Consider the following 23,140-nt stretch of genomic DNA (forward strand, 5'->3'; position numbering starts at 1 on the left):
TAGCGCGCAAACCAACGGCCGGCCCCCGCTCAAACGGCGGCATCGTCCCCGTCGAGCCATGCCCTGAGCAGGCTGTGCGCGATCGCATAGGCGGGCGGCGCGAGGAACGGCGCACCGTCCTCCCCCGCCAGCGCGGCGCGAACCCCGGCGCGGTCGACCCACATCGCGTCCTCCAGCTCCTGTCCGTCGATCGCCAGCGTGGGCGCCGTGGCCGTCGCGATACAGCCGATCATCAGTTGCGACGGGAACGGCCATGGCTGGCTCGCGACATAGCGCACCGCCGTCACCCGTACCCCGGCCTCCTCCATCACCTCGCGCGCGACCGCTTCCTCGATCGATTCGCCCACTTCGACGAACCCGGCGAGCGTCGAATAGCGCCCCGCCGGCCACGACGGCTGCCGTCCGAGCAGCACCTGCCCGTCATGCTCGACGGCCATGATGACCACCGGATCGGTACGCGGAAAATGCTGCGTCGCGCAGGTCGCGCACGCCCGGGCCCAGCCGCCGCGCGTGACCGTGCTGCGGCTCCCGCAGCGCGCGCAGAAGCCGTGGCGGCCATGCCAGTCGAGCAGGCTGCGCGCGATGCCGTACAGCGCGACCTCGTCCCCCGGCAGTTCCGCCAGCGCCGCCATCAGCGCGGGCGACCGCATCGCCGGCTGCGTGGCATCGCCCGCCCCGGCGACGAACAGCGGCGCTCCGTCCAGCGCGCCCAGCCACAGCGCGTCGCCGCGCGCCGGGTCCATCGGCGTCAGCGCCAGCCGCCCGTCCTCGATCGACGGTTCCAGATTGCCCAGCACCAGCAGCCGCGCCGCCGGATCGGCGAGCGCGGCGGCGCAGGCGGCGGGATCGTCACGCTCGTGATCGCCACGGACCAGCCGTGCCGCGGTGAAGCCGATCATCGGACCGGCTGCGCCAGATCGCTCGCCAGCGCCCTGACCAGATCGGCGCGCAGCGGCCAGCGATCCGCCGGGAAATAATTGACCATGACGGTGCCACGCAGCCGCCGCGCCGGATCGACGAACGCGATCGTTCCCGCCGCCCCGCCCCAGCCATAAGTCCCCTTCGCCGGACGGCCGGGCAGCGATTCGAGGTAGACCGATCCGCCCGCGCCGAACCCCATCTTCGGCCCCGCCTCACCGCCGGTCCCGCCATCGACCCCGCCGAAAGTCACGCCGTCGGGCAGCAGGTTCGACATGCCCAGCGCCACCGTCTCGGGCTTCATCACCCGTCTGCCGTCCAGCGTGCCACCGTTCAGCAGCATGTGGAGGAACCGGTCGTAATCGCGCGCCGAACTGACCAGCCCCGCGCCACCATAGGGAAAGCTCGGCCGCTGGAGGAACACCGACGTCGCCGCCGGATCGACCGGGATCATCGTGTCGCCGGCAAAGGCATAGTTGGTCGCCAGCCGCGCCTTCGCGCTGTCGGGCACCTGAAACCACGTCGAGGTCATGCCCAGCGGGCCGAACATTCGCGTTTGCAGGAAGCGTTCGAACGACATGCCGCTCGCCACCTCGATCACCCGGCCCAGCACGTCGAGGCCGATCGAATAGCTCCATGTCGTCCCCGGATCGGCGATCAGCGGCAGGCCGGCGACGCGGTTGGCGAATTCCTCGAGCGACTTCGGCCGCGCCTTGGCCATCGCCACCTCGGCCTGCGCATTCACCGACGCGGGAATGATGCCCAGCCGCTCATATTCCTTGAGGAGCGGCCCCTTGGTGACGATGTTGTAGCCAAGCCCGGCGGTATGCGTCAGCAGGTGGCGCACCGTGATCGGCCGCGCCGCCGGACGGCTGGCGAGTGACGTGGCGGGATCGGTCAGCACCCGCATATTCCTGAACGCGGGGATGAAGTCGCCGATCGGCTGGTCGAGTTTCAGCTTGCCGTCCTCGACCAGCATCATCGCCGCCATGCCGGTGATCGGCTTGGTCATCGAATAGACGCGCCACAGCGTATCGGCATCGACCGGCCGCGCGGCCGCATCGGCGGCGGTGCGTCCAGCGGCGTGGACGCTGGTCCAGTCCGGCCCGCCGACCGCGATGACGATGCCCGGCGCCTTCTTGGTCGCGACATAATCACGCGCCAGCGCCTCGGTCGCGGGCAGGCTGCGCGTCGCTGCCGGGCGGGGTCGGGGGGCATGGGGCGGCGCGGTCTGCGCCGCGATCGGTGTCGCCAGCAGCAGCGCGAGTGAGGCGGTGGCCCCCTTCAGCGCCCAAGTCCTCGTCAGCATCGCATTCCCTCCACCAGCGGCACGGCCCGCGCGAACAGCGTCGGCAACCCGGCATCGGCGATTGCCGCCACCGGCCACCATTCGCCGTCCAGACCTTCGGGTGCTGCATCCGCCACCATGACGGTGCAGGCAAGATCGAAATGGGTGAAGCCGTGGCGCACCACCCCCACGGTGCGCCACGCGCCCTCGAACGGCGCGCCCGCCGTCCCCGGCGGCGCGTCCGCCCACGGCCCGGTCGGCAGCGCGCGCATGCCGCCCAGCATCCCCTTGTCGGGCCGCCGCACCAGCAGCACCGCGCCGTCGCGCTCGGCCCAGAACAAGGTGCCGTGGCGCTGCGGCTTCGCCTTCTTCGCCGCCTTGACCGGATAGGCATCGGGCGTACCGGCGGCATGCGCGGCGCAGGCCATGCGCAAGGGGCACAACAGGCATTTGGGGCTGCGCGCGGTACACACGCCCGATCCCAGATCCATCATTCCTTGCGCGAAATCCCCCGCCCGCGCGTCGGGCGTGATCGAATCGGTCGCGGCGCGGATCGCCGGACGCGCACCGGGCAACGGTTGCGCTATCGCGAACAGCCGCGACACCACCCGCTCGACATTGGCATCGACCACCACCGCCCGCCGGCCGAACGCGATCGCGGCGATCGCGGCGGCGGTATAATCGCCGATGCCGGGAAGCTTTCGCAGTTCGCTTTCGCTATCCGGCAGATGCCCCAGCGCCGCCACCACCCGCGCACATTTCAGCAGGTTGCGGGCGCGCGCATAATAGCCAAGCCCCGCCCACGCCGCCATCACCTCGCCGTCATCCGCCGCCGCCAGCGCCGCGAACGACGGCCAGCGCGCGCTCCACGCATCGAAATACGGCCGGACCGTCGCGACCTGCGTCTGTTGCAGCATCACCTCGGACAACCACACCCGATACGGGTCGGGCGGCGGCGATCCCGGCGGGCTGCGCCATGGCAGGCTGCGATGATGCCGGTCGTACCAGTCGAGCAGAAGATCGGCGACAGAGAGATGCTTGGCGTCCACGCCGGCTCTATGGCATGGGTCGGCGACAATGACGACGCGCACCCGCCCGCACCCGACGATTCCCGAACCCCGCCGCCGGGGGACCATGCGCCCGGTCAGCGAGCTGCTGCCCGACATCGGCGGCACCGCGTTCCGCAAGTTCGGCTTCGTCCAGTCTGCGGTGGTCAGCCGCTGGGGCGAGATCGTCGGCGATCGCTTCGCGCGCGTGTCGGCCCCCGAATCGATCCGCTTCCCGCCGGGCAAGCGCGCCGACGGCGTGCTGACGCTCACCGTATCGGGCGCGCACGGCACGATGATGCAGCATATCGCGCCCGAGATCATGGAACGGGTCAACCGCTTCTTCGGCTATGGCGCGGTCGCCCGGCTCCAGTTCCGCCATGGCGAGGTCCGCCCGCGCCGCGCGCTGCCGCCCAGGCGCGAGGCACCGGTGATCCCGGCCGACATGGGCGACAGCCTGCGCGACATCGCCGATCCCGAACTGAAGGCGGTGCTCACCGCGCTCGCCGGTGCGGTCGCCGCGCCCCCGCCCCCTGCCATTCCGATTCTGGGCAAGGTTCGCTGATGCGTATCCTCCTCCTCGTCTTCTCGTTCCTGCTGGCGCTGGTCGGCCTGCCGCACGGCACCGCCCATGCCGCACCGCGCCCCGCCGCCGCGCGCGACTGGACGACCAGCATCGTCTTCACGCCCGACGGCCGGGTGCAGGTCGGCAATCCGGCGGCGAAGGTCACGCTCACCGAATGGCTGAGCTACACCTGTTCGCACTGCGCCGACTTCGCCGCCGAATCGAAGGTCGAGCTGCACGCGCTGATCCGCTCGGGCAAGGTACGCGTCGATTATCGCACGATGCCGCGCGACGCGCTCGACCTTGCCGCCGGGCTGCTGGTGCGCTGCGCCGGCCCCGCCAAATTCCTCCGCCTCCACGACGCGGTGTTCGCCGGACAGAAGGCGATGCTCGATCGGGCGCAGGCGTTCGCCGCCACCCCGCCCGCGCAGCAACCGGCCGCGACGATCGGCGCGCGGCTGGTGCAACTGGCCGACGCCACGCCGCTGCGCGCCATCGGCCGGGCGGCGGGCGTCACCGACGCCGCCTACACCGCCTGCCTGAACGACGACGCCGCGCAGAAGCGCGTCATCGCCGTCGCCGAAGCCGCGCAGACCGCCAATATCGCGAGCACCCCCAGCTTCGAGGTGAACGGCCGCCGCGTCGAGGCGCACGGCTGGGCGGCATTGAAGCCGCAACTCGTCGCCACCCGTTAGACTGTCAGCAAAAGAGTATCGCCCCCATGCGTTTCCTCACCCCCCTGATCGCCCTCGTTGCCCTGTCGGCCTGTGGCGGCGGTGACGCCACCGGCAACGCCACTACCGCCACTCCGGTCGCGGGCGTCGCCGCGCCTGCCGGCAAGCCATGGACCGAAACGGTCGCGGTCACGCCCGAGGGCGGCTATCGCATCGGCAACCCCGATGCCGCGATCAAGCTGGTCGAATATGGTTCGCGCACCTGCCCGACCTGCGGCGCCTTCGCGCGCGAGGGCAACGAACCGCTCATCGCCAACTATGTCTCGACCGGCAAGGTCAGCTTCGAATTCCGCGACTTCGCGGTCCATGGCGCGCCCGATCTCGCCGCCGCCGTGCTTGGCCGCTGCAACGGCACCGCCACCTTCTTCCCGCTGCTCGAAGCGATGTACCAGGACCAGCTCGCCACGCTCGACCGGATGCAGGCGATCCCGCAGGCCGAACAGGCCCGGCTCCAGTCGATCCCGCCGGTGCAGGCGATCGCCGGCTGGGCCGATGCGGCGGGCTTCGTCGATTTCGTCAAGCAGCGCGGCGTCCCCGAAGCGAAGGCACGCGAATGCCTGCGCGACCAGAAGCTGATCGATCAGGTGGTCAAGATCACCGAGGAAGGCGGCGCGACCGTCACCGGCACCCCCACCTTCCTCATCAACGGCGAAAAGGTCGAGAACGCCGTGCAGTGGAAGGACATCGAAGCCGCGCTGAAGGGCGCCGGCGCCTGAGCGTACCGACTCCCCTCCCTGACAAGGGAGGGGCCGGGGGTGGGTCGGTCGGCGAGGAACGGTAACGCCCGCCCCGGCCTCCGCGCCCGGGGGAGGGGAAAAGCGAGAGATGGCCACCGCACCCCCCGCCCTCACCATCCGCCGGCTGCGCCTCACCGGCTTCAAGAGCTTCGTCGATCCCGCCGAACTGGTGATCGAACCCGGCCTGACCGGCGTCGTCGGCCCCAACGGCTGCGGCAAATCCAACCTGCTCGAAGCGCTGCGCTGGACGATGGGCGAGAACAGCGCGAAGTCGCTGCGCGGCGCGGGGATGGAGGACGTCATCTTCGCCGGCACCGCCACCCGCCCGCCACGCGACTTCGCCGAGGTCGCGATTCTGGCGGAGGATTCGGCGGGCGACGAGGTGGAGATCGTCCGCCGGATCGAGCGCGGCGCAGGCTCCGCCTATCGCATCAACGGCCGCGACGTGCGCGCGAAGGACGTCGGCCTGCGCTTCGCCGATGCCGCGACCGGCGCGCATTCGCCCGCGCTGGTCAGCCAGAACCGCATCGGCGCGGTCATTGCCGCCCGCCCGTCCGAACGCCGCGCGATGCTGGAGGAGGCGGCGGGCATCGCCGGGCTGCACGTCCGCCGGCGTGATGCCGAGGCGAAACTGCGCGCCACCGAAGCCAACCTCGAACGGCTGGGCGAACTCCTCGCCGAACAGGACGCGCGCATCGCCGCACTGCGTCGGCAGGCGAAGGCGGCGATGCGCTACCGCGACCTGACGGCCCGCATCCGCGTCGCAGAAGCGCGCGCGCTCTACGCCCGCTGGCGCGACGCGGCAGCGCGCGCCGATGCCACCCGCGCCGCTGCCCGCGCCGCCGACGCCGCCGTCGTCGTCGCCCATGCCGCGCACGAACAGGCCGCCACCGCGCAGACCCACGCCACCGCCACCCTCGCCACCACCCGCACCGCCGCGCAGTCGCTCCACACTCGCCTGTCCGAAGCGCAGCACGCCCGCGACGCCGCGCAGGCCCGCCTTGCCAGCGCCACCCGCCGCGTCGCCGACCTGACCGCACAGGCCGACCGGCTGACCGCCGACCACGCCCGCGAATCGCTGCTGGCGCAGGATGCCGCCGCCGCCATCGCCCGCCTCACCGACGAAGCCGACCGCCTGACCGAAGCGCTTGGCCATGCCCGCACCCGCCGCCCCGCGCTCGACGCAGCCCTCGCCGCCGCCGAACGCGATGCGCTGACCGCCGGCGAGGCGCATGCCGCCGCGCTCGCCGCGCAAGCCGCCGAAACCGCCGAGGCCCGCGTCGCCACCGCCGCGCACGATGCCGCCCGTGCCCGGCTCGACCGCGCCGAGCGCGACGCCGCGCGCCTCGCCGCCGAAGCCGCCACGCACCACCCGCTCGGGCCCCTGCTCGCCGACCGCGATTCGGCGCATGCAACGCGCACCGCCGCACTCGCCGCCGCCGGCGATGCCCGCGCCGCCATCGTCCGCGCCGACGCTGACGATCGCGCCGCGCGCGACGCCCGCGCCACCGCGCAAGCCACCCGCGCCGCCGCCGCCGCCGAACTGGCCGCCGCCGATGCCGAGATCGCCGCGCTCGACCGCGCGCTGCGCCGCCCGGGCACCACCCGGCTGATCGACACGATCCGGGTCGAGCCGGGCTATGAACGCGCGCTCGCCGCCGCGCTCGGCGACGATCTCGACGCCGGCATCGATCCCGTCGACGACCGCCACTGGGCCGCCGCGCCCGACCCCGCCCCGCCCCCTGCCGGCAGCCTCGCCGCGCATGTCGTCGCCCCGCGCCTAGCCGCCCGGCTGGCGCAGGTGCTGCTGGTCGAGCAGGATGACGGCCGCCCGCTCGCCCTTGGCCAGCGGCTCGTGACGCTTGCCGGCGACCTGCGCCGCTGGGACGGCTATGCCGCGCGCGCCGGATCGGGCGCGGCGGCGGCCGAACGCCTCGCCCGCGCCAACCGGTTGCGCACGTTGCGAGACGCCCGCGCCACGCTGGCCGAGCGCCGCGACGCCGCCGATGCCGCGCTGACAGCCGCCGACACCGCGATCACCACCGCGCAAAGGAACCTTACCGCCGCCCGCGCCGCGCTCGACGCCGCCGACGCCGCCGCGCGCACCGCGACCCGTGCCGAGGATCGCGCCAGCGCCGCGATCGAACGCGCGCAGGGCCGTGCCGACGATCTCGCCGCCCGCGCCGATCGCATCGCCCGCGACGTGGCCGACGCCCGCGCCGACCTGTCGAGCGCCGATGCCATCGTCGCCCGCCTCCCCGACGGCACCGTCACCCGCGCCCGCGTCGCCGACGCCGCCACCGCCGCCGACACCGCCCGCGCGAACGTCGCCGCCGCCCGCGCCGATGCGCTCGCCAACGCCTCCGCCGAGCGCGCCAACCACGCCCGCCTCACCGCCACAGCCAGCGAACGCACCGGCTGGCAGGACCGCGCTGCTCAGGCCGCCGGCCGGCTGCAAGAGATCGCGGCGCTCGCCGCCACCCTCGCCGCCGACCGCGCGAGCCTCGCCGACCGCCCGCAGCGGCTGGCCGCCGACCTCGCCGCCGCCGAGCGCGACCTCGCCGCCCTCCGCCCCGCTGCGGCGCAGGCCCATGCCGCCGAACAAGCCGCCGCCACCGACCTGCGCACCGCCGATACCGCGCTCGCCCGCGCGTCCGAAGCGCTCGCCACCGCGCGCGAGGCCCGCGCCGGCACCGCCGCCCGTGCCGAGGCCGACGAACAGCGCCGCCGCGACACCGCCCGCGAATCGGGCGAGCGCTTCCAGTGCCCGCCGGTGCTGCTCCCCGCGACCGGCTTCCCCGCCGCCGATGTCGGCGCGGCCGACACCGAAGCCGCGACCCACGACCGGCTGATCGCCGAGCGCGACCGGATCGGCGCGGTCAACCTGATCGCCGAGGGCGAACTGGCCGAACTGGAGGCGGCGCAGGGATCGGCGGCGCGCGACCGCGCCGATCTTGCCCAAGCGATCGCCCAGTTGCGCGGCTCGGTCGCCACGCTCAACCGCGAGGGGCGGCAACGCCTGCTCGCCGCCTTCACCGCGGTCGACGCGCATTTCCGCCGGCTCTTCGCCGCGTTGTTCGACGGGGGGCAGGCCGAACTGGCGCTGGTCGATTCGGACGATCCGCTCGAGGCGGGCCTCGAAATCCTCGCCCAGCCGCCCGGCAAGCGGTTGCAGTCGCTGACCCTGCTGTCGGGCGGCGAACAGGCGCTGACCGCCGTCGCGCTGATCTTCGCGCTGTTCCTCACCAACCCCGCGCCGATCTGCGTGCTGGACGAGGTCGACGCGCCGCTCGACGACGCCAACATCGACCGTTTCTGCGACCTGCTCGACCGGATGGCGGCCGACACCGACACCCGCTACCTGATCGTCACTCACAACGCGGCGACGATGAGCCGCATGCACCGCCTGTTCGGCGTGACGATGGTCGAGCGCGGCATCAGCCGGCTGGTGTCGGTCGATCTGGGGCGCGCGACGACGCTGGTGGCGAGTTGATTCACGCGGAGACGCGGAGAAGAAGTGAAAGCGATGATCGCGCAGAGGCGCGGAGGCGCAGAGGGGTTGCGCTTGCCGCGATAGCGGCTCTCTCATATCGGGCGGCAGCAGGGGTGAGGCTTCGCCGGATCGGTAACGCCGGCCTTACCCGGAACCTCTCTGCGCCTCCGCGCCTCTGCGCGAAAAACCCTTCCTTACGACGCATCCGTACCGAACACTGTTCCGGCGCAGCCACCCCGGCCCCCACGCACGCAACCCCTCCGCGTCTCCGCGCCTCCGCGTGAACCAAATCTACCCGAGCGAACGCCCGGACATCCGCGTCAACCGGCACGCCAGATCCGCCTCCCCCGACGCCACGATCCAGTCCTCCCCGTCGCGCACGATCCCCGTCGTGAACACCACCGGCTGCGGCAGATACGCCTGATGCGCGATCGGCGCGATCAACGCCGGGGCCGCCTCCAGCACCACCCGCGTCTCGTCGCGTTCCAGCACCTCTCGTGCATCGGCCGACAGCAGCGCGCGATAGGTGCGATACACCCCGACCGCGCCCTGCTTCTCGACACCGTGGTACAGCAGCATCCACCCGTCCTTCACCCGCACCGGCGGCGTCCCCCCGCCCAGCTTGGTCGCCGCCGCGCCCTTGAGTGGCCGCAGCGCCGGCCCCGCCAGCGGCTTCCAGTGCAGCATGTCGGGCGAGGTCGCGAGGTTGATACTCGGCCCGCTGCCCTCGGGCGAATCGGGCGCGGACACGAACCATGCGTCGGACAATGGCCGGGTCAGCGTCGCATAGCGCTCGCCCAGCCGTCCCTCGAACGGCACCATGTCCTTGTTGCCATGGTCGAGCACGATCCCCTCGCTCGTCCAGCCAAAGCCGTCGTCGGACCGGTACAACACGCTGCACAGCCGCCCGCCCGAAACACCGCACACCGTCATCCAGTAGGTGCCGTCGATCGCCACGATACGCGGGTCCTCGACACCATATTGCGCATAGTCCGCCGACGGTTCGACCGCGCGGTCGTAATGCACCGCCACCACCCGCGCGCCATCGGCCGACAGCTCGACCGGCAGCAGCCACGACAGCGAGGTGAGGCCGAGGAACGGATAGGCCCCGCCCTTCAGCGAAAAGAAGCGCGGATCGCTGACATCCGCCGCCGCCGCGTCGAATGAATCGAGCGTATAGCCCGCCGGCGTCCAGCGAATCGACCGCACCCGCCCATCCCGAACCGGCTCGGCCAGCGCCTCGGCGATCCGCACCAGCAGCAGCAGATTGCCGTTCGGCAGCCGCGTCAGCGCCGGATTGAACGCGCCCAGCACATAGGTCGGCTCGGCGATCCCCCGCCGTAGCGGCGACCGGCGAAGATCGACGTCGTCGGGCGCAAAGACGATCCGGTCGTCGCTCACGCCGCGCCGCCATCCTGCATCGATCGGTGATGCCGAATGACCTCGTCGATGATGAAGCGCAGGAACTTCTCCGAGAATTCGGGGTCGAGATCGGCGGCGCGCGCAAGGCTGCGCAGCCGCGCGATCTGCGCCTCTTCGCGCCCCGGATCGGCCGGGGGCAGTCCCTGCTCGGCCTTGTACCGCCCGACTGCCTGCGTCACCTTGAACCGTTCGGCCAGCATGCACACGAGCGCGGCATCGATATTGTCGATGCTCTGGCGGAAACGGTCGAGCGTCTGGTCGGGCATGGCAACATATCCTTCACGCCGGATGGGAGGGGCGGGCCGGCACCGCTTCGACTAACGCCTTTCGCGCCTGCGATTGCCCTGCGCAACCCCGCCTTTCCCTTGCGTTCGCCGGCCCGACAGGCCACATCGCTTGGGACATGACGGCTACCCTCCACCGCCTCGACAAGCGGACCGACCCCTCGCTCGATCCGATGATGGCGCTGGTCGCGGACGATATGAACCGCGTCAACGCGGTCATCCTCGATCGCATGCAGTCGAAGATCCCGCTGATCCCCGAACTCGCCGGCCATCTGATCGCGGGCGGCGGCAAGCGGATGCGGCCGATGCTGACCCTCGCCTGCGCCCGGCTGATCGGCTACGGCGGCACGCGCCACCATTTGCTCGCCGCCGCGGTCGAATTCATCCACACCGCGACGCTGCTGCACGACGACGTGGTCGACGGGTCGGACCTGCGCCGGGGCAAGCGCACCGCCAACATCATCTGGGGCAATCCCGCGAGCGTGCTGGTCGGCGACTATCTCTTCTCCAAATCGTTCGAACTGATGGTCGAGGCGGAAAGCCTGAAGGCGCTGCGCATCCTGTCGGGCGCATCGGCGATCATCGCCGAGGGCGAGGTGAACCAGCTCACCGCGATCCGCCGGATCGACACGCCCGAGGACCGCTATCTCGACATCATCGGCGCCAAGACCGCCGCGCTGTTCTCCGCCGCCTGTCGCATCGCCGCGATCGTCGCCGACCGGTCGGAAGCGGACGAGGCCGCGCTCGACGCCTATGGCCGCAACCTCGGCATCGCGTTCCAGTTGGTCGACGACGCGATCGATTACGTGTCCGACGCCGATACCATGGGCAAGGACGCCGGCGACGATTTCCGCGAAGGCAAGATGACGCTGCCCGTCATCCTCGCCTATGCGCGCGGCAACGAGGAGGCGCGCGGCTTCTGGCGCGACGCGATCTCGGGCAAGCGCGCGTCGGATACCGATTTCGCCCATGCGATCACGCTGGTGCAGGCCAGCCGCGCGGTCGACGACACGCTGGCCCGCGCGCGCCATTACGGCCAGCGCGCGATCGATTCGCTCGGCCGCTTCCCGAACGGCGCGGCCAAGGACGCGATGGTCGAGGCGGTCGAATTCGCGATCCGCCGCGCTTATTGAGAAGTACCGCGATTTCCGTCGCTTGGTACGTTGTCGCAACGGATTGGTAACAATACATCCGGCATGATGGTGCCGTTGCCCGCTGTGCGGTCGGGTGACGAAACCCTGTTTCGGAAAACGCATGACCCTGATCCCGATTGCCGACGACCCCGCCTTCGCCGCGGGAATCGACCCCGCGACCCGACGGCTCGACTTCGCGCTGTTCGGCCATTGGGATCTGCCGACCGTGACGCGGTTCGAAACCGCGATCCGCGACACGGTGGCGCGTCTGCCCTCCCTCGGCATCCGTCCGGGCGAACAGGTCGCGCTGTTCGACACCACCCGCTTCACCGTCCAGTCGCCCGACGTGCTGGCGGCGCTCGGCCGCATCGCGTCCGACCCGCGCGTCACCTCGCGCCGCATCGCGCTCGTCCTTGCCAGCGCGCTGCTCAGGATGCAGGCCAAACGGGCGATGCCGCACCTCGCCTTCTTCGACAGCCGCGACGCCGCGCTCGGCTGGCTCGCCGGCAACGAGCCGCCGCCGGCGTAGAGTCCGATCCATCCACCCCGAAATAAACGTCATCCCAGCGGAGGCTGGGATCTCCCGGGGCTGATGCGCGACAAGCGCCGCGAGAGGCCCCAGCCTTCGCTGGGGCGACGGTTCGATGCAGGTGGATCAAACGCCCTCTTAACCGAACATCCCATAGCGTTCGCGCCACCCCGCCACCTCGCCGCGCAGCGCCGCCGGCGCGGGCGCACCGGACAGGACCAGCGCGGCGACCTCCCGGTCGGGGTGCATCAGCATCTTGCGCGCGCCGTCGCTGAACCACACCGGGACCAGCCCGCCGCACAGCGCATCGAGCACCCGCCCCGCCATGCCGCTCCCGATCGCGTCGCTGCCCGGCATCAGGCGGATGTTGATCGACACCCCCTCGAAACAATTCTGCGGCTGCCGCACGAAATTCAGCGACACCAGCAGCCCCGAGCGGTCGGGCCGCGCCGCATCCGGCAGCGCCACCCGCCGCCAGCCGCAGAACCACGTTCGGCAGATCGTCGGCCGCACCGCATGGATCGCGCAACCGCCGTCGGTCACATGCACGCACGCCACCCCGGCGGGCTTGCTGAACTCAGGCGTATCGACGGTCAGCACCGAGCAACAGGCGGTGCAGTCGCCGCAGTCGCGCCCCGGCAACACCGGCCCCAGCAGCGTGGTTTCCAGATCGGCGGCGCTCGACATCGCCCCCGCCTGCCCCGCCCGACACGGCGATGCAAGGGGCCGGTAATTCCCACGGCACGCATGGGCTTTGAAACAAATGCTTGGGGGCCGCGAAGCGGGTCTGGATTGTCCGCTCCCGCCCGACCCCCGATCTACTAGGTTTGGCGTGCCCGACGCCGCCTTCTGGAGCCCGCCGTCGTGACACGTTCTTCGTACCGTCTGCCGTCGTTCGGCATCCAGGTCGCGGTCGGCATGGCGGCCGGCCTCGCGCTAGGCCTCGTCGCGCGCGAACTGGGGCCGGACAGCGCGCTGGCGACCACGCTCCACACCACGGGGCAGATCTTCGTCCAGTTGCTCAAGGCGCTGGTCCCGCCGCTGGTTTTCACCGCGATCGTCGGATCGGTCGCGGCGCTGCGCGACCTGACCAACGCCGCGCGCCTCGTCGCGCAGACGCTGTTGTGGTTCGCGATCACCGCGCTGATCGCGGTATCGATCGGCATCGTGCTGGGCCTGACGCTCCAGCCCGGCCTCCACGCCGGCGTCGACCTCGCGGCGGCCAAAGTGCCGACCACCACCGGATCGTGGATCGATTTTCTGAAAGGCCTCGTCCCCGCCAACGTGCTGGGCATCGGCGCGGGCACGACCATCGCCGATGGCGTCGCCACCACCAATGTCTCGTTCAACGTGTTGCAGATCATCGTCGCCGCCGTCGCGATCGGCGCGGCGGCGGTCAGCGTGGGGGAGGCGGGCAGCGCCTTCCTGTCGTTCAACGCCTCGGCGCTCGCCATCTTCCGCCGGCTGCTGCGCTGGGTGATCGCGCTCACCCCGATCGGCTCGGCCGCGCTCGTCGGCGATGCGATCGCGCGCTACGGCTGGAGCGCACTGTCCTCGCTCGGGCTGTTCGCCGGCGCGGTCTATCTCGGCCTCGCGCTCGTCCTGCTCGTCGTCTATCCGGCGCTCCTCGCGCTCAACGGTATTTCGCCGGGCTGGTTCTTCCGCCGCGCATGGCCCGCGATCCAGTTGGGCTTCGTGTCGCGCTCGTCGGTCGGTACGCTGCCCTTGACCGAGGAAGTGACCGAACGCGCGCTGGGCGTGCCGCGCAGCTATTCCGCCTTCGCCGTGCCGCTGGGCGCCACCACCAAGATGGACGGGTGCGCCGCGATCTATCCGGCGGTGGCGGCGATCTTCGTCGCGCAATTCTTCGGCGTCACGCTGCATGCCAGCGACTATGCGCTGATCGTCGTCGTCTCGGTGCTGGGCTCGGCCGCCACCGCTGGCCTCACCGGCGCGACCGTGATGCTCACGCTCACCCTCTCGACGCTCGGCCTGCCGCTGGAGGGTGCCGGGCTGCTGCTCGCGATCGATCCGATCCTCGACATGGGCCGCACCGCCGTCAACGTCGCCGGGCAGATGCTGGTGCCGACCATCGTCGCCAAACGCGAGGGGCTGCTCGCCGCGCCCGCCGACACTCCGGCAATCACGGCCACCTAACCCACTGTTTTCCTTCGCTCGAACCGGTCCGATCGGCTATCCCCCCGGCGAACTGCCGCCCGGAGGATCGATGCCACCCCTGCTCCCGCTCGCCGCCCTCGCGCTCCTCGCCGCCGCCCCGGCGCTCGGCCAGGGCACGATCCGCAACGACCGTTTCTGGACCGACACCGCCGGCACCCCGGTCTATTCGCAGGGCGGCGGCATCCTGAAGGTCGGCACCCGCTATTACTGGTATGGCGTGAAATATGAGGAAGCGGTCGCCTATGCCCGCGATCCCGCCACGCCGCACCCCAACCCCCATTTCGCCGCCGTCACCGTCTATTCCTCCGACGATCTAGTGACATGGCGCTACGAGGGCGACGCGATCAAGGCAGGAGCGACGGGCGAGCGTTTCCCGCGCGACGCATGGTTCGGGCGGCTTGGCGTCGCCTATCACGCCGCCACCCGCCGCTACGTCCTCGTCAGCCAGTACGGCGGCAAGGACACCGGCCCCGGCATCGTCTTCGCCACCAGCAAATCCCCCGCCGGCCCATTCACCTTCGCCCGCCATCAGCCGGTGATCGCCAACGTCTCGACCCCGACTTCGGGCGACCAGACGCTGTTCGTCGACGACGACGGCAAACCCTATCTGGTGTTCGGCAGCGGCGGCAGCCGCCGCGACCTCTACGTCGCCCCGCTGCGGCCCGACTATCTCGGTATCGAACCCGCCACGCGCATCTACACCGCCCCCGGCGCGGGCCGCGAAGGCAATGCGATGTTCAAGCATCGCGGCCTCTATTATTTCTGCTCGTCCGACCTCCACGGCTGGAACGCCTCGCGCAGCTACTGCATGCACGCCGACCGGATCACCGGCCCCTATTCGCCCGACCGGCTGCTGGAGGGGACGGCGGCGGATTTCTCGCACGTCTCGCAGAACGGCTTTTTCATCCCCGTCCACGGCAGCACCGGCACGACGATCGTCTATGCCGGCGATCGCTGGAGCGACTTCGCCGGCAACGGCCCCGGCTACAATGTCTGGGTGCCGCTGTCGTTCGACGGGCGCACCCCGCGCTTCTATTCGCTGAGCGAATGGCACCTCGACGCGAAGCGCGGGACGTGGGGTGTCGGCGCGAACAACAATTACGCGCTCAACCCCGGGTTCGAGGCCGACCGGGTAACGCAGACCCAGCTCGCCGGCTGGCAGGTGAGCTGGACCAGCATCAGGGACAACAGCCCGATCGTGAACCTGCGCGACGGCCGCACCGGCCGCTGGGCGCTGACCCTGCCCCACGCCGCCCCCAGCATGGCCACCGCGACGCAGGACGTGACGCTCCCCGACGGCGACTATACCCTGCGCCTCTGGATCAGGAGCAGCGGCGGCCAGAAGGTCGCGCGCGTCTTTGCGGTCGGCCACGGCGGCGCAGAGGTGGCGCAGACCCTGTCCGGCCGCATCGACGAGTGGCGTCAAATCACGCTCCCGACCATCCCGGTCCGCACCGGCCGCGTCCAGATCGGCGTGTACAGCGAGGGCCGGGACAACCAGTGGCTCCGCATCGACGACGTGAGTCTGACGCGCAACCGGTGACGCCAGCGCACCCCTGACAAGGATTCCGCTGCGAAGCCCCCGACGACTCCCGAAACCCGACGCACCCCGGCAGAGGCCGGGGTGCGAGAGAAGCGTTTCGCAGCGGAATCCCAGGGCCAATCGACATTTAACGAAATGGCTTCCCAATCTGCTCCCCTCCCTGACAAGAGTTTCGGGTCGGTCATGCCCCCGGCATGACCTGAACAGTGCGGGGCACTGTTCACCCGAAACTGGGCTGGGGGTGGGTCGGCCCAAGAGGAAACGGTAGCGCTCCACAACCGGCCCACCCACCCCCAAACCCCTCCCTTGTCAGGGAGGGGAGCCGCCAAGCGCCATCGTCTGGCTGAATGTCGATCGGCCCCAAGGTCAATCGACATTCAATCGGCCATGACACCAGCAAAGACCATCTCCGTCACCCCGGACTGGTTCCGGGGTCCACCCAGCCGCGAACGCTGTCGCAAGTGCCTCGAGTGGCATCGATCGCTGCACGGTGGACCCCGGAACAAGTCCGGGGTGACGAAGGAGGGTGGTGTTTTCGACTACGGACTGCACCGGAATAGCTGAATGTCGATCGGTCCTCGTCAGCAGGGGAAAAGCCCCTCCATGCGCGCCAGCGCACCGCAAACCGCGATGCAACGCACGAACGCCGCCCCAAAGCGCACCCGCTCCGCGCCTCCGCGCGAACCAATCCTGCCGTCCCGCAAACGACCGCTGTCCTACAGCGCCCACCCATGGCAGAATGACCGGTCCCGCTCTTTGACCGTCGCGAATCCCCTCAGGTGTCCGGTGGCATCCGCGATGGCGATCGTCGCCCGACGATCGCCAAACGAGGCGAAATTGCGGCGAAACCCACCGCACACATCACGCCATTAGTGTAAACTTTGTAAACTTTGGAGCAACCCCACCCGATTGATCGACTCAGGCGATCACCCGCCGGTCGAATGCTGCCGCCGCCTCGTCCATCAACGTGGCGATGATCGCGGCGGCGCTTTCCTCCTTCGTCACCATGCCGACCGACTGGCCGGCCATCAGGCTGCCATGCTCGACATCGCCGTCGATCACCGCGCGGCGCAGCGCGCCCGCCCAGTAATGTTCGATCTGCAACTGCGCCTCGGCCATCGCGACGCCGCCTTCGTCGAGGCTCTGCGCGACCTCGCGCTGCTTGGCGGTGAACAGCTCGCCGCCCGCGTTCTTGAGCGCCCGCACCGGGATGACCGGCAGGCGCGGATCGATCTGCACGCTCGCCACCGCATCACGCGCCGATGCGCGCAGGAACGCCTTCTTGAACGCCGGATGCGCGATCGATTCGGTCGCGCAGACGAATCGCGTGCCAAGCTGCACCCCCGCCGCACCCATGTCGAGATAGCCGGCGATCGCCTCGCCCCGGCCGATCCCGCCCGCGACGAACACCGGCACCTGATCCGCCACCTCGGGCAGCATCTCCTGCGCCAGCACGCTGGTGGACACGGGGCCGATATGGCCGCCGGCCTCCATCCCCTCGATCACCAGTGCGTCGACGCCCGACCGGATCAACTTCTTCGCCAGCGCCAGCGCCGGGGCGAAGGCGATGACCTTCGCGCCCGTCGCCTTGATCGCGTCGAGCGACCCCTTGGGGGGCAGCCCGCCGGCCAGCACGACATGGGTAACGCGGTGGCGCCCGCAGACGTCGATCAGGTCGAACAGCGCCGGGTGCATGGTGATGAGGTTGACCCCGAACGGCCGGGCCGTCCGTTCCTTCGTCGCGGCGATCTCGGCATCGAGCAGCTCGGGGGTCATCGCCCCGCACGCGATCACGCCGAAGCCGCCGGCGTTGGAGATGGCGGCGACCAGATGGCGCTCGCTCACCCACGACATCGCGCCGCACAGGATCGCAGTATCGGAGCCGAGGAAGTCGCAGCCACGGGCCATGCGGCGGGTCAGGCGCTCGCGCCCGGTCGAAAGGTTCGTCATGGCCCCGCCTAGCGCGACCGGGCGGCTTCGGGCAAGCAGGCGCGATGATACGACAGGAACATGGCGAGCTGGTGGTAACGACCAACGGACAGGGGCTGGTGCTCATCACCGGCCAGGTCCGCCACTGGATCGAGGCAACCGGCATCGCCAGCGGGCTGCTGACGCTGTTCTGCCGCCACACCTCGGCCTCGCTGCTGGTGCAGGAAAATGCGAGCGAGGCGGCGCGCGACGACCTCGAACGCTATTTCCGCCACATCGCCCCCGAAAGCGACCGCTATGCCCATAGTGAGGAAGGGCCGGACGACATGCCCGCCCACCTGCGCACCGCGCTGACCGACGTGTCGCTGTCGATTCCGGTGATCGGCCACCGTCCGGTGCTGGGCACGTGGCAGGGCATCTACCTGTTCGAACACCGCCGCGCCGCCCACCGCCGGCGTGTGGCGGTGCATCTTATCGGAGAGTGATTACCGCGAAATGATGTGGTAGCAGACCGTTCGAGTTCCGAGTTGGCAAAGCAACGCCATTAGATTTTGCATACTCGATGACCCGGTGCTCGAACATCGGACTCCAGCCATCGTGGTTCATGGCGTCGCATCTGTCGCAGGCCCAAAATCCATAACCGGAGATTTTTCGACCGGTCCACCGACCTCCGCCGGCTTCAGTCGCCGAGCCGCAAATGTCGCATGGTATAAGGACTTTAGGCTTGCTCATCTCCGCCCTCTACTCGGCATCCAGCCCGTAGGCGGTGTGGAGGACGCGCACCGCCAGTTCGGTATAATCCTCCTCGATCAGCACGCTGACCTTGATCTCCGAGGTGGTGATCGCCTGGATGTTGATGCCGCGCTCGCCCAGCGTCGTAAACATCGTCGAGGCGACGCCGGCATGGCTGCGCATGCCCACGCCCACGACCGAGATCTTGGCGACGCGCGTGTCGTGCAGCACCTTGCCATAGCCGATGTCGCCGCTCGCCTTGTCCAGCGTGTCGAGCGCGCGGGCCAGTTCGGCGGCGGGCACGGTGAAGGTCACGTCGGTCGATCCCGCCGAATGGGCGATGTTCTGGACGATCATGTCGACGTTGATGCCGGCATCGGCCAGCGGCGCGAAGATCGAGGCGACCGCGCCGGGCCGGTCGGGGACCGCCACCAGCGTGATCTTCGCCTCGTTCTTGTCGTGGGCGATACCGGTGATGAGCTGCCGTTCCATGTCCGTCACTTCCTCTTCGCCGACGATCAGCGTTCCACGATAGCCGTCCTCGTCGCGGCTGTCGTCGAACGACGACAGCACGCGCACGCGGACCTTTTCCTTCATCGCCAGCCCGACCGAGCGGGTCTGGAGTACCTTGGCGCCGACCGACGCCAGTTCGAGCATTTCCTCATACGTCACCCGCGCCAGCTTGCGCGCGCGCGGCACGATGCGCGGGTCGGTGGTATAGACGCCGTCGACGTCGGTGTAGATGTCGCAGCGGTCGGCCTGCATCGCCGCCGCCATCGCCACCGCCGACGTGTCCGATCCGCCGCGCCCCAGCGTGGTGATCCGGCCCGCCTCGCTCACGCCCTGGAAACCCGGGATCACCGCGACCTCGCCCGCCGACAGGCTCCGGTCGAGCGCGGTGGTGTCGACCGATTCGATCCGCGCGGTGGCATGCGCGTCCGACGTGCCGATCGGCAACTGCCAGCCGAGCCACGAGCGCGCCGGCACGCCGATCGCCTGCAGCGCGATGGCGAGCAGCCCGCTCGTCACCTGCTCGCCCGACGAGACGACCGCGTCATATTCGCGCGGATCGTACAGCGGCGAGGCTTCGCGGCAGAAGCCGACCAGCCGGTCGGTCTCGCCCGCCATCGCCGACACGACGACCGCGACCTCGTTGCCGGCCTCGACCTCGCGCTTCACGCGGGCGGCGACGTTGCGAATACGTTCGATCCCCGCCATCGAGGTGCCACCGAACTTCATCACGATCCGCGCCATGCGTGTCTGCCATTCATCCTTGGGGGGAATGGCGGCGGCTGATAGGAGGTGCCCATGACGAACGCAAGCAACGCAATCTTTGACGCGCCTAAAGCCGTTCCCGCGCAATCAAGCGTCGTGGCACGCGAAGCGGCCCATTTCGGCGCGATGGCGGCGCAATGGTGGGACCCGAAGGGCAGTTCGGCGATGCTCCACCGGCTGAACCCGGTCCGCCTCGGCTTCGTGCGCGCGGCGGTCGACGCGCATTGGGCGGGCGACGGCGCGGGCTTCACCCCGCTTGCCGGCCGGAGCGCGCTCGACGTCGGCTGCGGTGCGGGGCTGCTCGCCGAACCGCTCGCCCGGCTGGGCGCGACCGTTACCGGAGTCGATGCCGCGCCCGAGAATATCGGCGCGGCGGCGGCGCATGCGGCCGCGATGGGGCTGCCGATCGAATATCTGGCAGGCGGCGTCGAGGCGATCGCCGGGCGTACCTTCGATCTCGTTACCTCGCTGGAGGTGATCGAACATGTCGCCGATCCCGCCGCCTTCGTGGCGGGACTGGCCAAGGCGATTGCGCCGGGCGGGTTGCTCGTCGTCTCCACGCCCAACCGCACCGCGTTGTCGCGGCTCGCGATGATTACGCTGGCCGAAGGGGTGGGGATGATTCCGCGCGGCACCCACGACTGGCAACGCTTCCTCACCCCCGACGAACTGACCGCGCATCTGCGCGAGGCCGGGCTGACCGTCTCGCCGCCCGCCGGCCTCGCCTTCTCGCCGACGCGCGGCTTCACCCTGTCCGACAACACCGCGCTCGACTATTTCCTCACCGCGACGCGGGACTGACCTATCCCGATCGAAACGGACGTCACCCCAGCGCAGGCTGGGATGACGTTTGCGGGTCGGCTGGATCAGCCCATGACACTCACTTCCGGTCGAGGTTGATGATGAACAGCGGACCGAATTCGAACGTCTGCTTGCCCGTCGCCAGTTGCAGCGAGGCCGACAGCTCGCCTGCAGCATAATCGCGGTCGGCCTTGCCCGCCACCTGCAGGAATTCGAACTGGTCGCCGACCTCGACCGGCTGGCCGAACAGGCCGGTATAGGGAGCCTTGGCCAACTGCACCGAGGCATTGGCGATCCGCGCCTTGGTGCCCGCCGCCATGCCGGTCGCCCGCGCATGGAACGCAAGGACGAGTCGGTCGCCCTTGTTCACCGGCTGGGTCGTGGCGGAGGACAGCGAGATTTTCCACGGGTCCTTGTCGGCGGCGGGAATCACGACCCGCATCGCCTTGCCCCCGTCGACGCCCTTCACCCGCACCACCGGCGGCGGACTGCCAAGACCATAGACGCTCAGGCTGGCGGGCAATGGCGCGTTGATGACCTTTGCGGCGAAATCGTCGGCGCTCTGTGCCACCACCGGCACGGCGACCATCGCGGCCACGACGGCCACGGCTTGCAGGTATCGCATAGTCCCCTCCCAAGGATATTTGTTTGTCTGACAAGGCTAGACAACAGCATGGCCTGAAATCAAGCGATGGATTGTGCGTGGCGTCTCACCCGATAGGATGACGACATGACCGATCCGCTCGACCGATTCGTGGAAGCGCAGCGCGCGACCTGGGACCAAGCGCTGGCCGAACTGGTCGAGGGCGAGAAACGTGGCCACTGGATGTGGTTCGTCCTGCCGCAACTGCGCGGGCTGGGCTTCAGCACCATGGCGCAGCGCTACGGCATCGCCGATATGGAGGAGGCGAAGGCGTATCTCGCGCATCCCGTCCTCGGCCCGCGACTAAGGCAAGCGGCGCAGGCGCTGCTGGCGCACGACGGCCGCGACATCGACCGTATCCTCGGCAACGTCGACGCGATAAAGCTACGCTCGTCGATGACGTTGTTCGAGGTGGTGGCCGGGGACGACACGCCGTTCGGCGACGTCCTCGACGCCTTCTACGACGGCGAACGCGACGAACAGACGCTGGAGATGCTGCGGTAGCGTGATTCTTCCACCCTGAAACAAACGTCATCCCAGCGAAGGCTGGGATCTCCCGGGACTGGCGTGCGACAAGCGCCACGAGAGGCCCCAGCCTTCGCTGGGGCGACGTCAAATGCAGGTGGATCAAACGCTGGCCGACTCCCAGCGCCCGGCGACGCGGGATCAGCGCGGCGCGGTGAGTTTCAGCAACCGGCCCTGCGATCCTTGCGCGCCGTCCTCAATCACCCAGATCGCGCCGTCCGGCCCCTGTTCGACGTCGCGGATGCGCGCGCCCATGTCCCACTGATCGCCCTTGGTCGCGCTGGTGCCGTTCACGTCGACGCGAATCAGCGCCTTGCTCGACAGGCCACCGATGAACAGGTCGCCACGCCACTGGGGAAACATCGCCCCCGAATAGACGATCAGGCCACCCGGCGAGATTACCGGGTTCCAGCTTACCTTGGGCGCTTCCAGATCGGGGCGTGTCGCATGGCGCGGGATCGGCCGGCCATCGTAATGATCGCCGTCCGACACCAGCGGATAGCCATAGTTCTTGCCCGCGACGATCAGGTTGACCTCGTCGCCGCCCTTCGGCCCCATCTCCTGTTCCCACAGATTGCCCTGTGCGTCGAACGCCAGCCCCAGCAGGTTGCGGTGGCCGTACGACCACACCGCCGGGTGGAATCCCCGCGCAGTGAGGCCGGGGTCGCCCGCCGGCTTTCCGTCCAGCGTCAGGCGCAGCACCTTGCCGAGCGTCGCCTTGGGGTCCTGCGCCGGATCGAACTTCTGCCGCTCGCCATTGGTGAAGAACAGATGCCGGCCATCGGGCGCAAACGCGATCCGCCCTGAATAATGGCCGTCGCCGCTGACGAACGGCGTGGCGCGGAACAGCGCCTCGATCTCGCCCAGCCGCATCTCGCCGCCATTGCCACCCTCGGCCGCGCGCAGCCGCCCGCGTGCCAGCACCACGCCCTTGCCGCCGTCGCCCGCGGTCGAATAGCTGAAATACACCCGGCCGCTGGTCGCGAAGTCGGGTGCCGGCACCACGTCCATCAACCCGCCCTGCCCCGCCGAATCGACCGGAATCGTCGCCACCACCTGTCGCTGCCGGCCATCGGCGCTCAGCAGCAGCATCTGTCCGGCCTTTTCGGTCACGAGGATGCGGCCGTCGGGCAGGAATGCCAGTGCCCATGGCGATTCGAGATCGGCGACGGGCTGAACCACGAACGGCTTGCCTGCCTGCGTCGGGGCCGGGGCGGGCACGGTCGTCGCGGCGGGGGCGGGGCTGGCCGGCCCCGGCTGCGCCTCCAGTTCGCCGCCGGAATTACAGGCCGCGAGCAACGCGATGGCGGGAATCAGCGAACGGAACGGAGACATTGGCGGCCCTCATGCGACGGTATCGACAGG

At 70.0% G+C, this 23,140-nt stretch carries 21 protein-coding genes; 11 read left to right on the forward strand and 10 right to left on the reverse strand.

The window, feature by feature from the left end:
- Window positions 1–29: 29 nt before the first annotated feature.
- Genes nudC through LRA89_RS13390 form a run of 3 tightly spaced genes read right to left on the reverse strand, consistent with a single transcriptional unit; the run spans window position 30 to window position 3,255 of the window.
- Window positions 30–899: an NAD(+) diphosphatase gene (nudC, locus tag LRA89_RS13380; RefSeq protein ID WP_230770935.1), complete on the reverse strand. Its 870-nt coding sequence runs from the start codon at window positions 897–899 to the stop codon at window positions 30–32.
- Entirely contained in the window at window positions 896–2,227 is a 1,332-nt protein-coding gene (locus tag LRA89_RS13385; protein WP_230770937.1) for a serine hydrolase domain-containing protein, read from the reverse strand. Before LRA89_RS13385 ends, nudC begins: the two co-directional genes overlap by 4 nt.
- Window positions 2,221–3,255 (reverse strand): A/G-specific adenine glycosylase, encoded by a 1,035-nt coding sequence (locus LRA89_RS13390; RefSeq protein ID WP_230770939.1) that lies wholly within the window; start codon window positions 3,253–3,255, stop codon window positions 2,221–2,223. Before LRA89_RS13390 ends, LRA89_RS13385 begins: the two co-directional genes overlap by 7 nt.
- A 28-nt stretch (window positions 3,256–3,283) precedes the next feature.
- On the opposite strand from LRA89_RS13390, the gene LRA89_RS13395 reads away from it, so the two are divergent.
- From LRA89_RS13395 to LRA89_RS13410, 4 genes are all read left to right on the forward strand, one after another.
- Window positions 3,284–3,817 (forward strand): DUF721 domain-containing protein, encoded by a 534-nt coding sequence (locus tag LRA89_RS13395; protein ID WP_055761856.1) that lies wholly within the window; start codon window positions 3,284–3,286, stop codon window positions 3,815–3,817.
- The gene (locus LRA89_RS13400; protein WP_230770941.1) at window positions 3,817–4,512 is read left to right on the forward strand and encodes a thioredoxin domain-containing protein; all 696 of its coding nucleotides are present in this window, start codon (window positions 3,817–3,819) and stop codon (window positions 4,510–4,512) included. Before LRA89_RS13395 ends, LRA89_RS13400 begins: the two co-directional genes overlap by 1 nt.
- 26 nt (window positions 4,513–4,538) lie before the next feature.
- Window positions 4,539–5,267, forward strand: coding sequence for a thioredoxin domain-containing protein (locus tag LRA89_RS13405; RefSeq protein WP_230770943.1), 729 nt, complete (start codon window positions 4,539–4,541; stop codon window positions 5,265–5,267).
- Window positions 5,268–5,376: 109 nt separating this feature from the next.
- Complete coding sequence (locus tag LRA89_RS13410) at window positions 5,377–8,781, forward strand: chromosome segregation SMC family protein (RefSeq protein ID WP_230770945.1); 3,405 nt, start codon at window positions 5,377–5,379, stop codon at window positions 8,779–8,781.
- Window positions 8,782–9,072: 291 nt separating this feature from the next.
- Here LRA89_RS13410 and LRA89_RS13415 read toward each other — a convergent pair whose 3' ends face one another.
- The gene (locus tag LRA89_RS13415; RefSeq protein WP_230770947.1) at window positions 9,073–10,182 is read right to left on the reverse strand and encodes a glycosidase; all 1,110 of its coding nucleotides are present in this window, start codon (window positions 10,180–10,182) and stop codon (window positions 9,073–9,075) included.
- Window positions 10,179–10,469 (reverse strand): chorismate mutase, encoded by a 291-nt coding sequence (locus tag LRA89_RS13420; RefSeq protein ID WP_055761872.1) that lies wholly within the window; start codon window positions 10,467–10,469, stop codon window positions 10,179–10,181. Before LRA89_RS13420 ends, LRA89_RS13415 begins: the two co-directional genes overlap by 4 nt.
- A gap of 137 nt (window positions 10,470–10,606) precedes the next feature.
- Between LRA89_RS13420 and LRA89_RS13425 the strand changes: the two genes are divergently transcribed.
- Window positions 10,607–11,620 carry a polyprenyl synthetase family protein gene (locus LRA89_RS13425; RefSeq protein ID WP_230770950.1) on the forward strand — a complete coding sequence of 338 codons (1,014 nt, stop codon included), beginning with the start codon at window positions 10,607–10,609 and terminating at the stop codon, window positions 11,618–11,620.
- Window positions 11,621–11,741: 121 nt separating this feature from the next.
- Window positions 11,742–12,149: a hypothetical protein gene (locus tag LRA89_RS13430; protein ID WP_230770952.1), complete on the forward strand. Its 408-nt coding sequence runs from the start codon at window positions 11,742–11,744 to the stop codon at window positions 12,147–12,149.
- Between the two features lie 138 nt (window positions 12,150–12,287).
- On the opposite strand, the gene LRA89_RS13435 is transcribed toward LRA89_RS13430, so the two are convergent.
- On the reverse strand, window positions 12,288–12,836 hold the full coding sequence (locus tag LRA89_RS13435) for a YkgJ family cysteine cluster protein (RefSeq protein ID WP_230770954.1): 549 nt from the start codon (window positions 12,834–12,836) through the stop codon (window positions 12,288–12,290).
- A gap of 177 nt (window positions 12,837–13,013) precedes the next feature.
- Between LRA89_RS13435 and LRA89_RS13440 the strand changes: the two genes are divergently transcribed.
- Both LRA89_RS13440 and LRA89_RS13445 read left to right on the forward strand, forming a co-directional pair.
- A complete protein-coding gene (locus LRA89_RS13440) occupies window positions 13,014–14,306 on the forward strand; it encodes a dicarboxylate/amino acid:cation symporter (RefSeq protein ID WP_268934918.1) in 1,293 nt (430 codons plus the stop codon).
- A 70-nt stretch (window positions 14,307–14,376) separates the two neighbouring features.
- Window positions 14,377–15,870: a family 43 glycosylhydrolase gene (locus tag LRA89_RS13445; protein WP_230770956.1), complete on the forward strand. Its 1,494-nt coding sequence runs from the start codon at window positions 14,377–14,379 to the stop codon at window positions 15,868–15,870.
- A 918-nt stretch (window positions 15,871–16,788) separates the two neighbouring features.
- Here the strand turns inward: LRA89_RS13445 and LRA89_RS13450 are convergent.
- Entirely contained in the window at window positions 16,789–17,778 is a 990-nt protein-coding gene (locus tag LRA89_RS13450; protein WP_082466993.1) for an NAD(P)H-dependent flavin oxidoreductase, read from the reverse strand.
- Window positions 17,779–17,867: 89 nt separating this feature from the next.
- On the opposite strand from LRA89_RS13450, the gene LRA89_RS13455 reads away from it, so the two are divergent.
- Window positions 17,868–18,284: a secondary thiamine-phosphate synthase enzyme YjbQ gene (locus LRA89_RS13455; RefSeq protein WP_056493571.1), complete on the forward strand. Its 417-nt coding sequence runs from the start codon at window positions 17,868–17,870 to the stop codon at window positions 18,282–18,284.
- Window positions 18,285–18,540: 256 nt separating this feature from the next.
- Here the strand turns inward: LRA89_RS13455 and LRA89_RS13460 are convergent, their stop codons facing one another.
- Entirely contained in the window at window positions 18,541–19,785 is a 1,245-nt protein-coding gene (locus tag LRA89_RS13460; RefSeq protein WP_230770960.1) for an aspartate kinase, read from the reverse strand.
- Window positions 19,786–19,839: 54 nt separating this feature from the next.
- Between LRA89_RS13460 and ubiG the strand changes: the two genes are divergently transcribed.
- Window positions 19,840–20,607 carry a bifunctional 2-polyprenyl-6-hydroxyphenol methylase/3-demethylubiquinol 3-O-methyltransferase UbiG gene (gene ubiG, locus LRA89_RS13465; protein ID WP_268934919.1) on the forward strand — a complete coding sequence of 256 codons (768 nt, stop codon included), beginning with the start codon at window positions 19,840–19,842 and terminating at the stop codon, window positions 20,605–20,607.
- Between the two features lie 79 nt (window positions 20,608–20,686).
- Here the strand turns inward: ubiG and LRA89_RS13470 are convergent, their stop codons facing one another.
- Window positions 20,687–21,232, reverse strand: a complete 546-nt coding sequence (locus tag LRA89_RS13470) for a hypothetical protein (RefSeq protein ID WP_230770962.1) — start codon at window positions 21,230–21,232, stop codon at window positions 20,687–20,689.
- Between the two features lie 105 nt (window positions 21,233–21,337).
- Between LRA89_RS13470 and LRA89_RS13475 the strand changes: the two genes are divergently transcribed.
- Window positions 21,338–21,754: a DUF1810 domain-containing protein gene (locus tag LRA89_RS13475; protein ID WP_230770963.1), complete on the forward strand. Its 417-nt coding sequence runs from the start codon at window positions 21,338–21,340 to the stop codon at window positions 21,752–21,754.
- A 162-nt stretch (window positions 21,755–21,916) separates the two neighbouring features.
- On the opposite strand, the gene LRA89_RS13480 is transcribed toward LRA89_RS13475, so the two are convergent.
- Window positions 21,917–23,110, reverse strand: a complete 1,194-nt coding sequence (locus LRA89_RS13480) for a PQQ-dependent sugar dehydrogenase (protein ID WP_230770964.1) — start codon at window positions 23,108–23,110, stop codon at window positions 21,917–21,919.
- Window positions 23,111–23,140 lie beyond the last annotated feature (30 nt).

This window comes from Sphingomonas sp. Leaf4 (assembly GCF_920939515.1).
Classification (GTDB): domain Bacteria; phylum Pseudomonadota; class Alphaproteobacteria; order Sphingomonadales; family Sphingomonadaceae; genus Sphingomonas.

What these genes read in the sequence shown, in the direction of transcription:
- nudC (WP_230770935.1), bottom strand. Translation starts at nt 899, where the DNA reads ATGATCGGCTTCACCGCGGCACGGCTGGTCCGTGGCGATCACGAGCGT.
- LRA89_RS13385 (WP_230770937.1), bottom strand. Translation starts at nt 2,227, where the DNA reads ATGCTGACGAGGACTTGGGCGCTGAAGGGGGCCACCGCCTCACTCGCG.
- LRA89_RS13395 (WP_055761856.1), top strand. Translation starts at nt 3,284, where the DNA reads ATGACGACGCGCACCCGCCCGCACCCGACGATTCCCGAACCCCGCCGC.
- LRA89_RS13400 (WP_230770941.1), top strand. Translation starts at nt 3,817, where the DNA reads ATGCGTATCCTCCTCCTCGTCTTCTCGTTCCTGCTGGCGCTGGTCGGC.
- LRA89_RS13405 (WP_230770943.1), top strand. Translation starts at nt 4,539, where the DNA reads ATGCGTTTCCTCACCCCCCTGATCGCCCTCGTTGCCCTGTCGGCCTGT.
- LRA89_RS13410 (WP_230770945.1), top strand. Translation starts at nt 5,377, where the DNA reads ATGGCCACCGCACCCCCCGCCCTCACCATCCGCCGGCTGCGCCTCACC.
- LRA89_RS13420 (WP_055761872.1), bottom strand. Translation starts at nt 10,469, where the DNA reads ATGCCCGACCAGACGCTCGACCGTTTCCGCCAGAGCATCGACAATATC.
- LRA89_RS13425 (WP_230770950.1), top strand. Translation starts at nt 10,607, where the DNA reads ATGACGGCTACCCTCCACCGCCTCGACAAGCGGACCGACCCCTCGCTC.
- LRA89_RS13430 (WP_230770952.1), top strand. Translation starts at nt 11,742, where the DNA reads ATGACCCTGATCCCGATTGCCGACGACCCCGCCTTCGCCGCGGGAATC.
- LRA89_RS13435 (WP_230770954.1), bottom strand. Translation starts at nt 12,836, where the DNA reads ATGTCGAGCGCCGCCGATCTGGAAACCACGCTGCTGGGGCCGGTGTTG.
- LRA89_RS13445 (WP_230770956.1), top strand. Translation starts at nt 14,377, where the DNA reads ATGCCACCCCTGCTCCCGCTCGCCGCCCTCGCGCTCCTCGCCGCCGCC.
- LRA89_RS13450 (WP_082466993.1), bottom strand. Translation starts at nt 17,778, where the DNA reads ATGGCCCGTGGCTGCGACTTCCTCGGCTCCGATACTGCGATCCTGTGC.
- LRA89_RS13460 (WP_230770960.1), bottom strand. Translation starts at nt 19,785, where the DNA reads ATGGCGCGGATCGTGATGAAGTTCGGTGGCACCTCGATGGCGGGGATC.
- ubiG (WP_268934919.1), top strand. Translation starts at nt 19,840, where the DNA reads ATGACGAACGCAAGCAACGCAATCTTTGACGCGCCTAAAGCCGTTCCC.
- LRA89_RS13470 (WP_230770962.1), bottom strand. Translation starts at nt 21,232, where the DNA reads ATGCGATACCTGCAAGCCGTGGCCGTCGTGGCCGCGATGGTCGCCGTG.
- LRA89_RS13475 (WP_230770963.1), top strand. Translation starts at nt 21,338, where the DNA reads ATGACCGATCCGCTCGACCGATTCGTGGAAGCGCAGCGCGCGACCTGG.
- LRA89_RS13480 (WP_230770964.1), bottom strand. Translation starts at nt 23,110, where the DNA reads ATGTCTCCGTTCCGTTCGCTGATTCCCGCCATCGCGTTGCTCGCGGCC.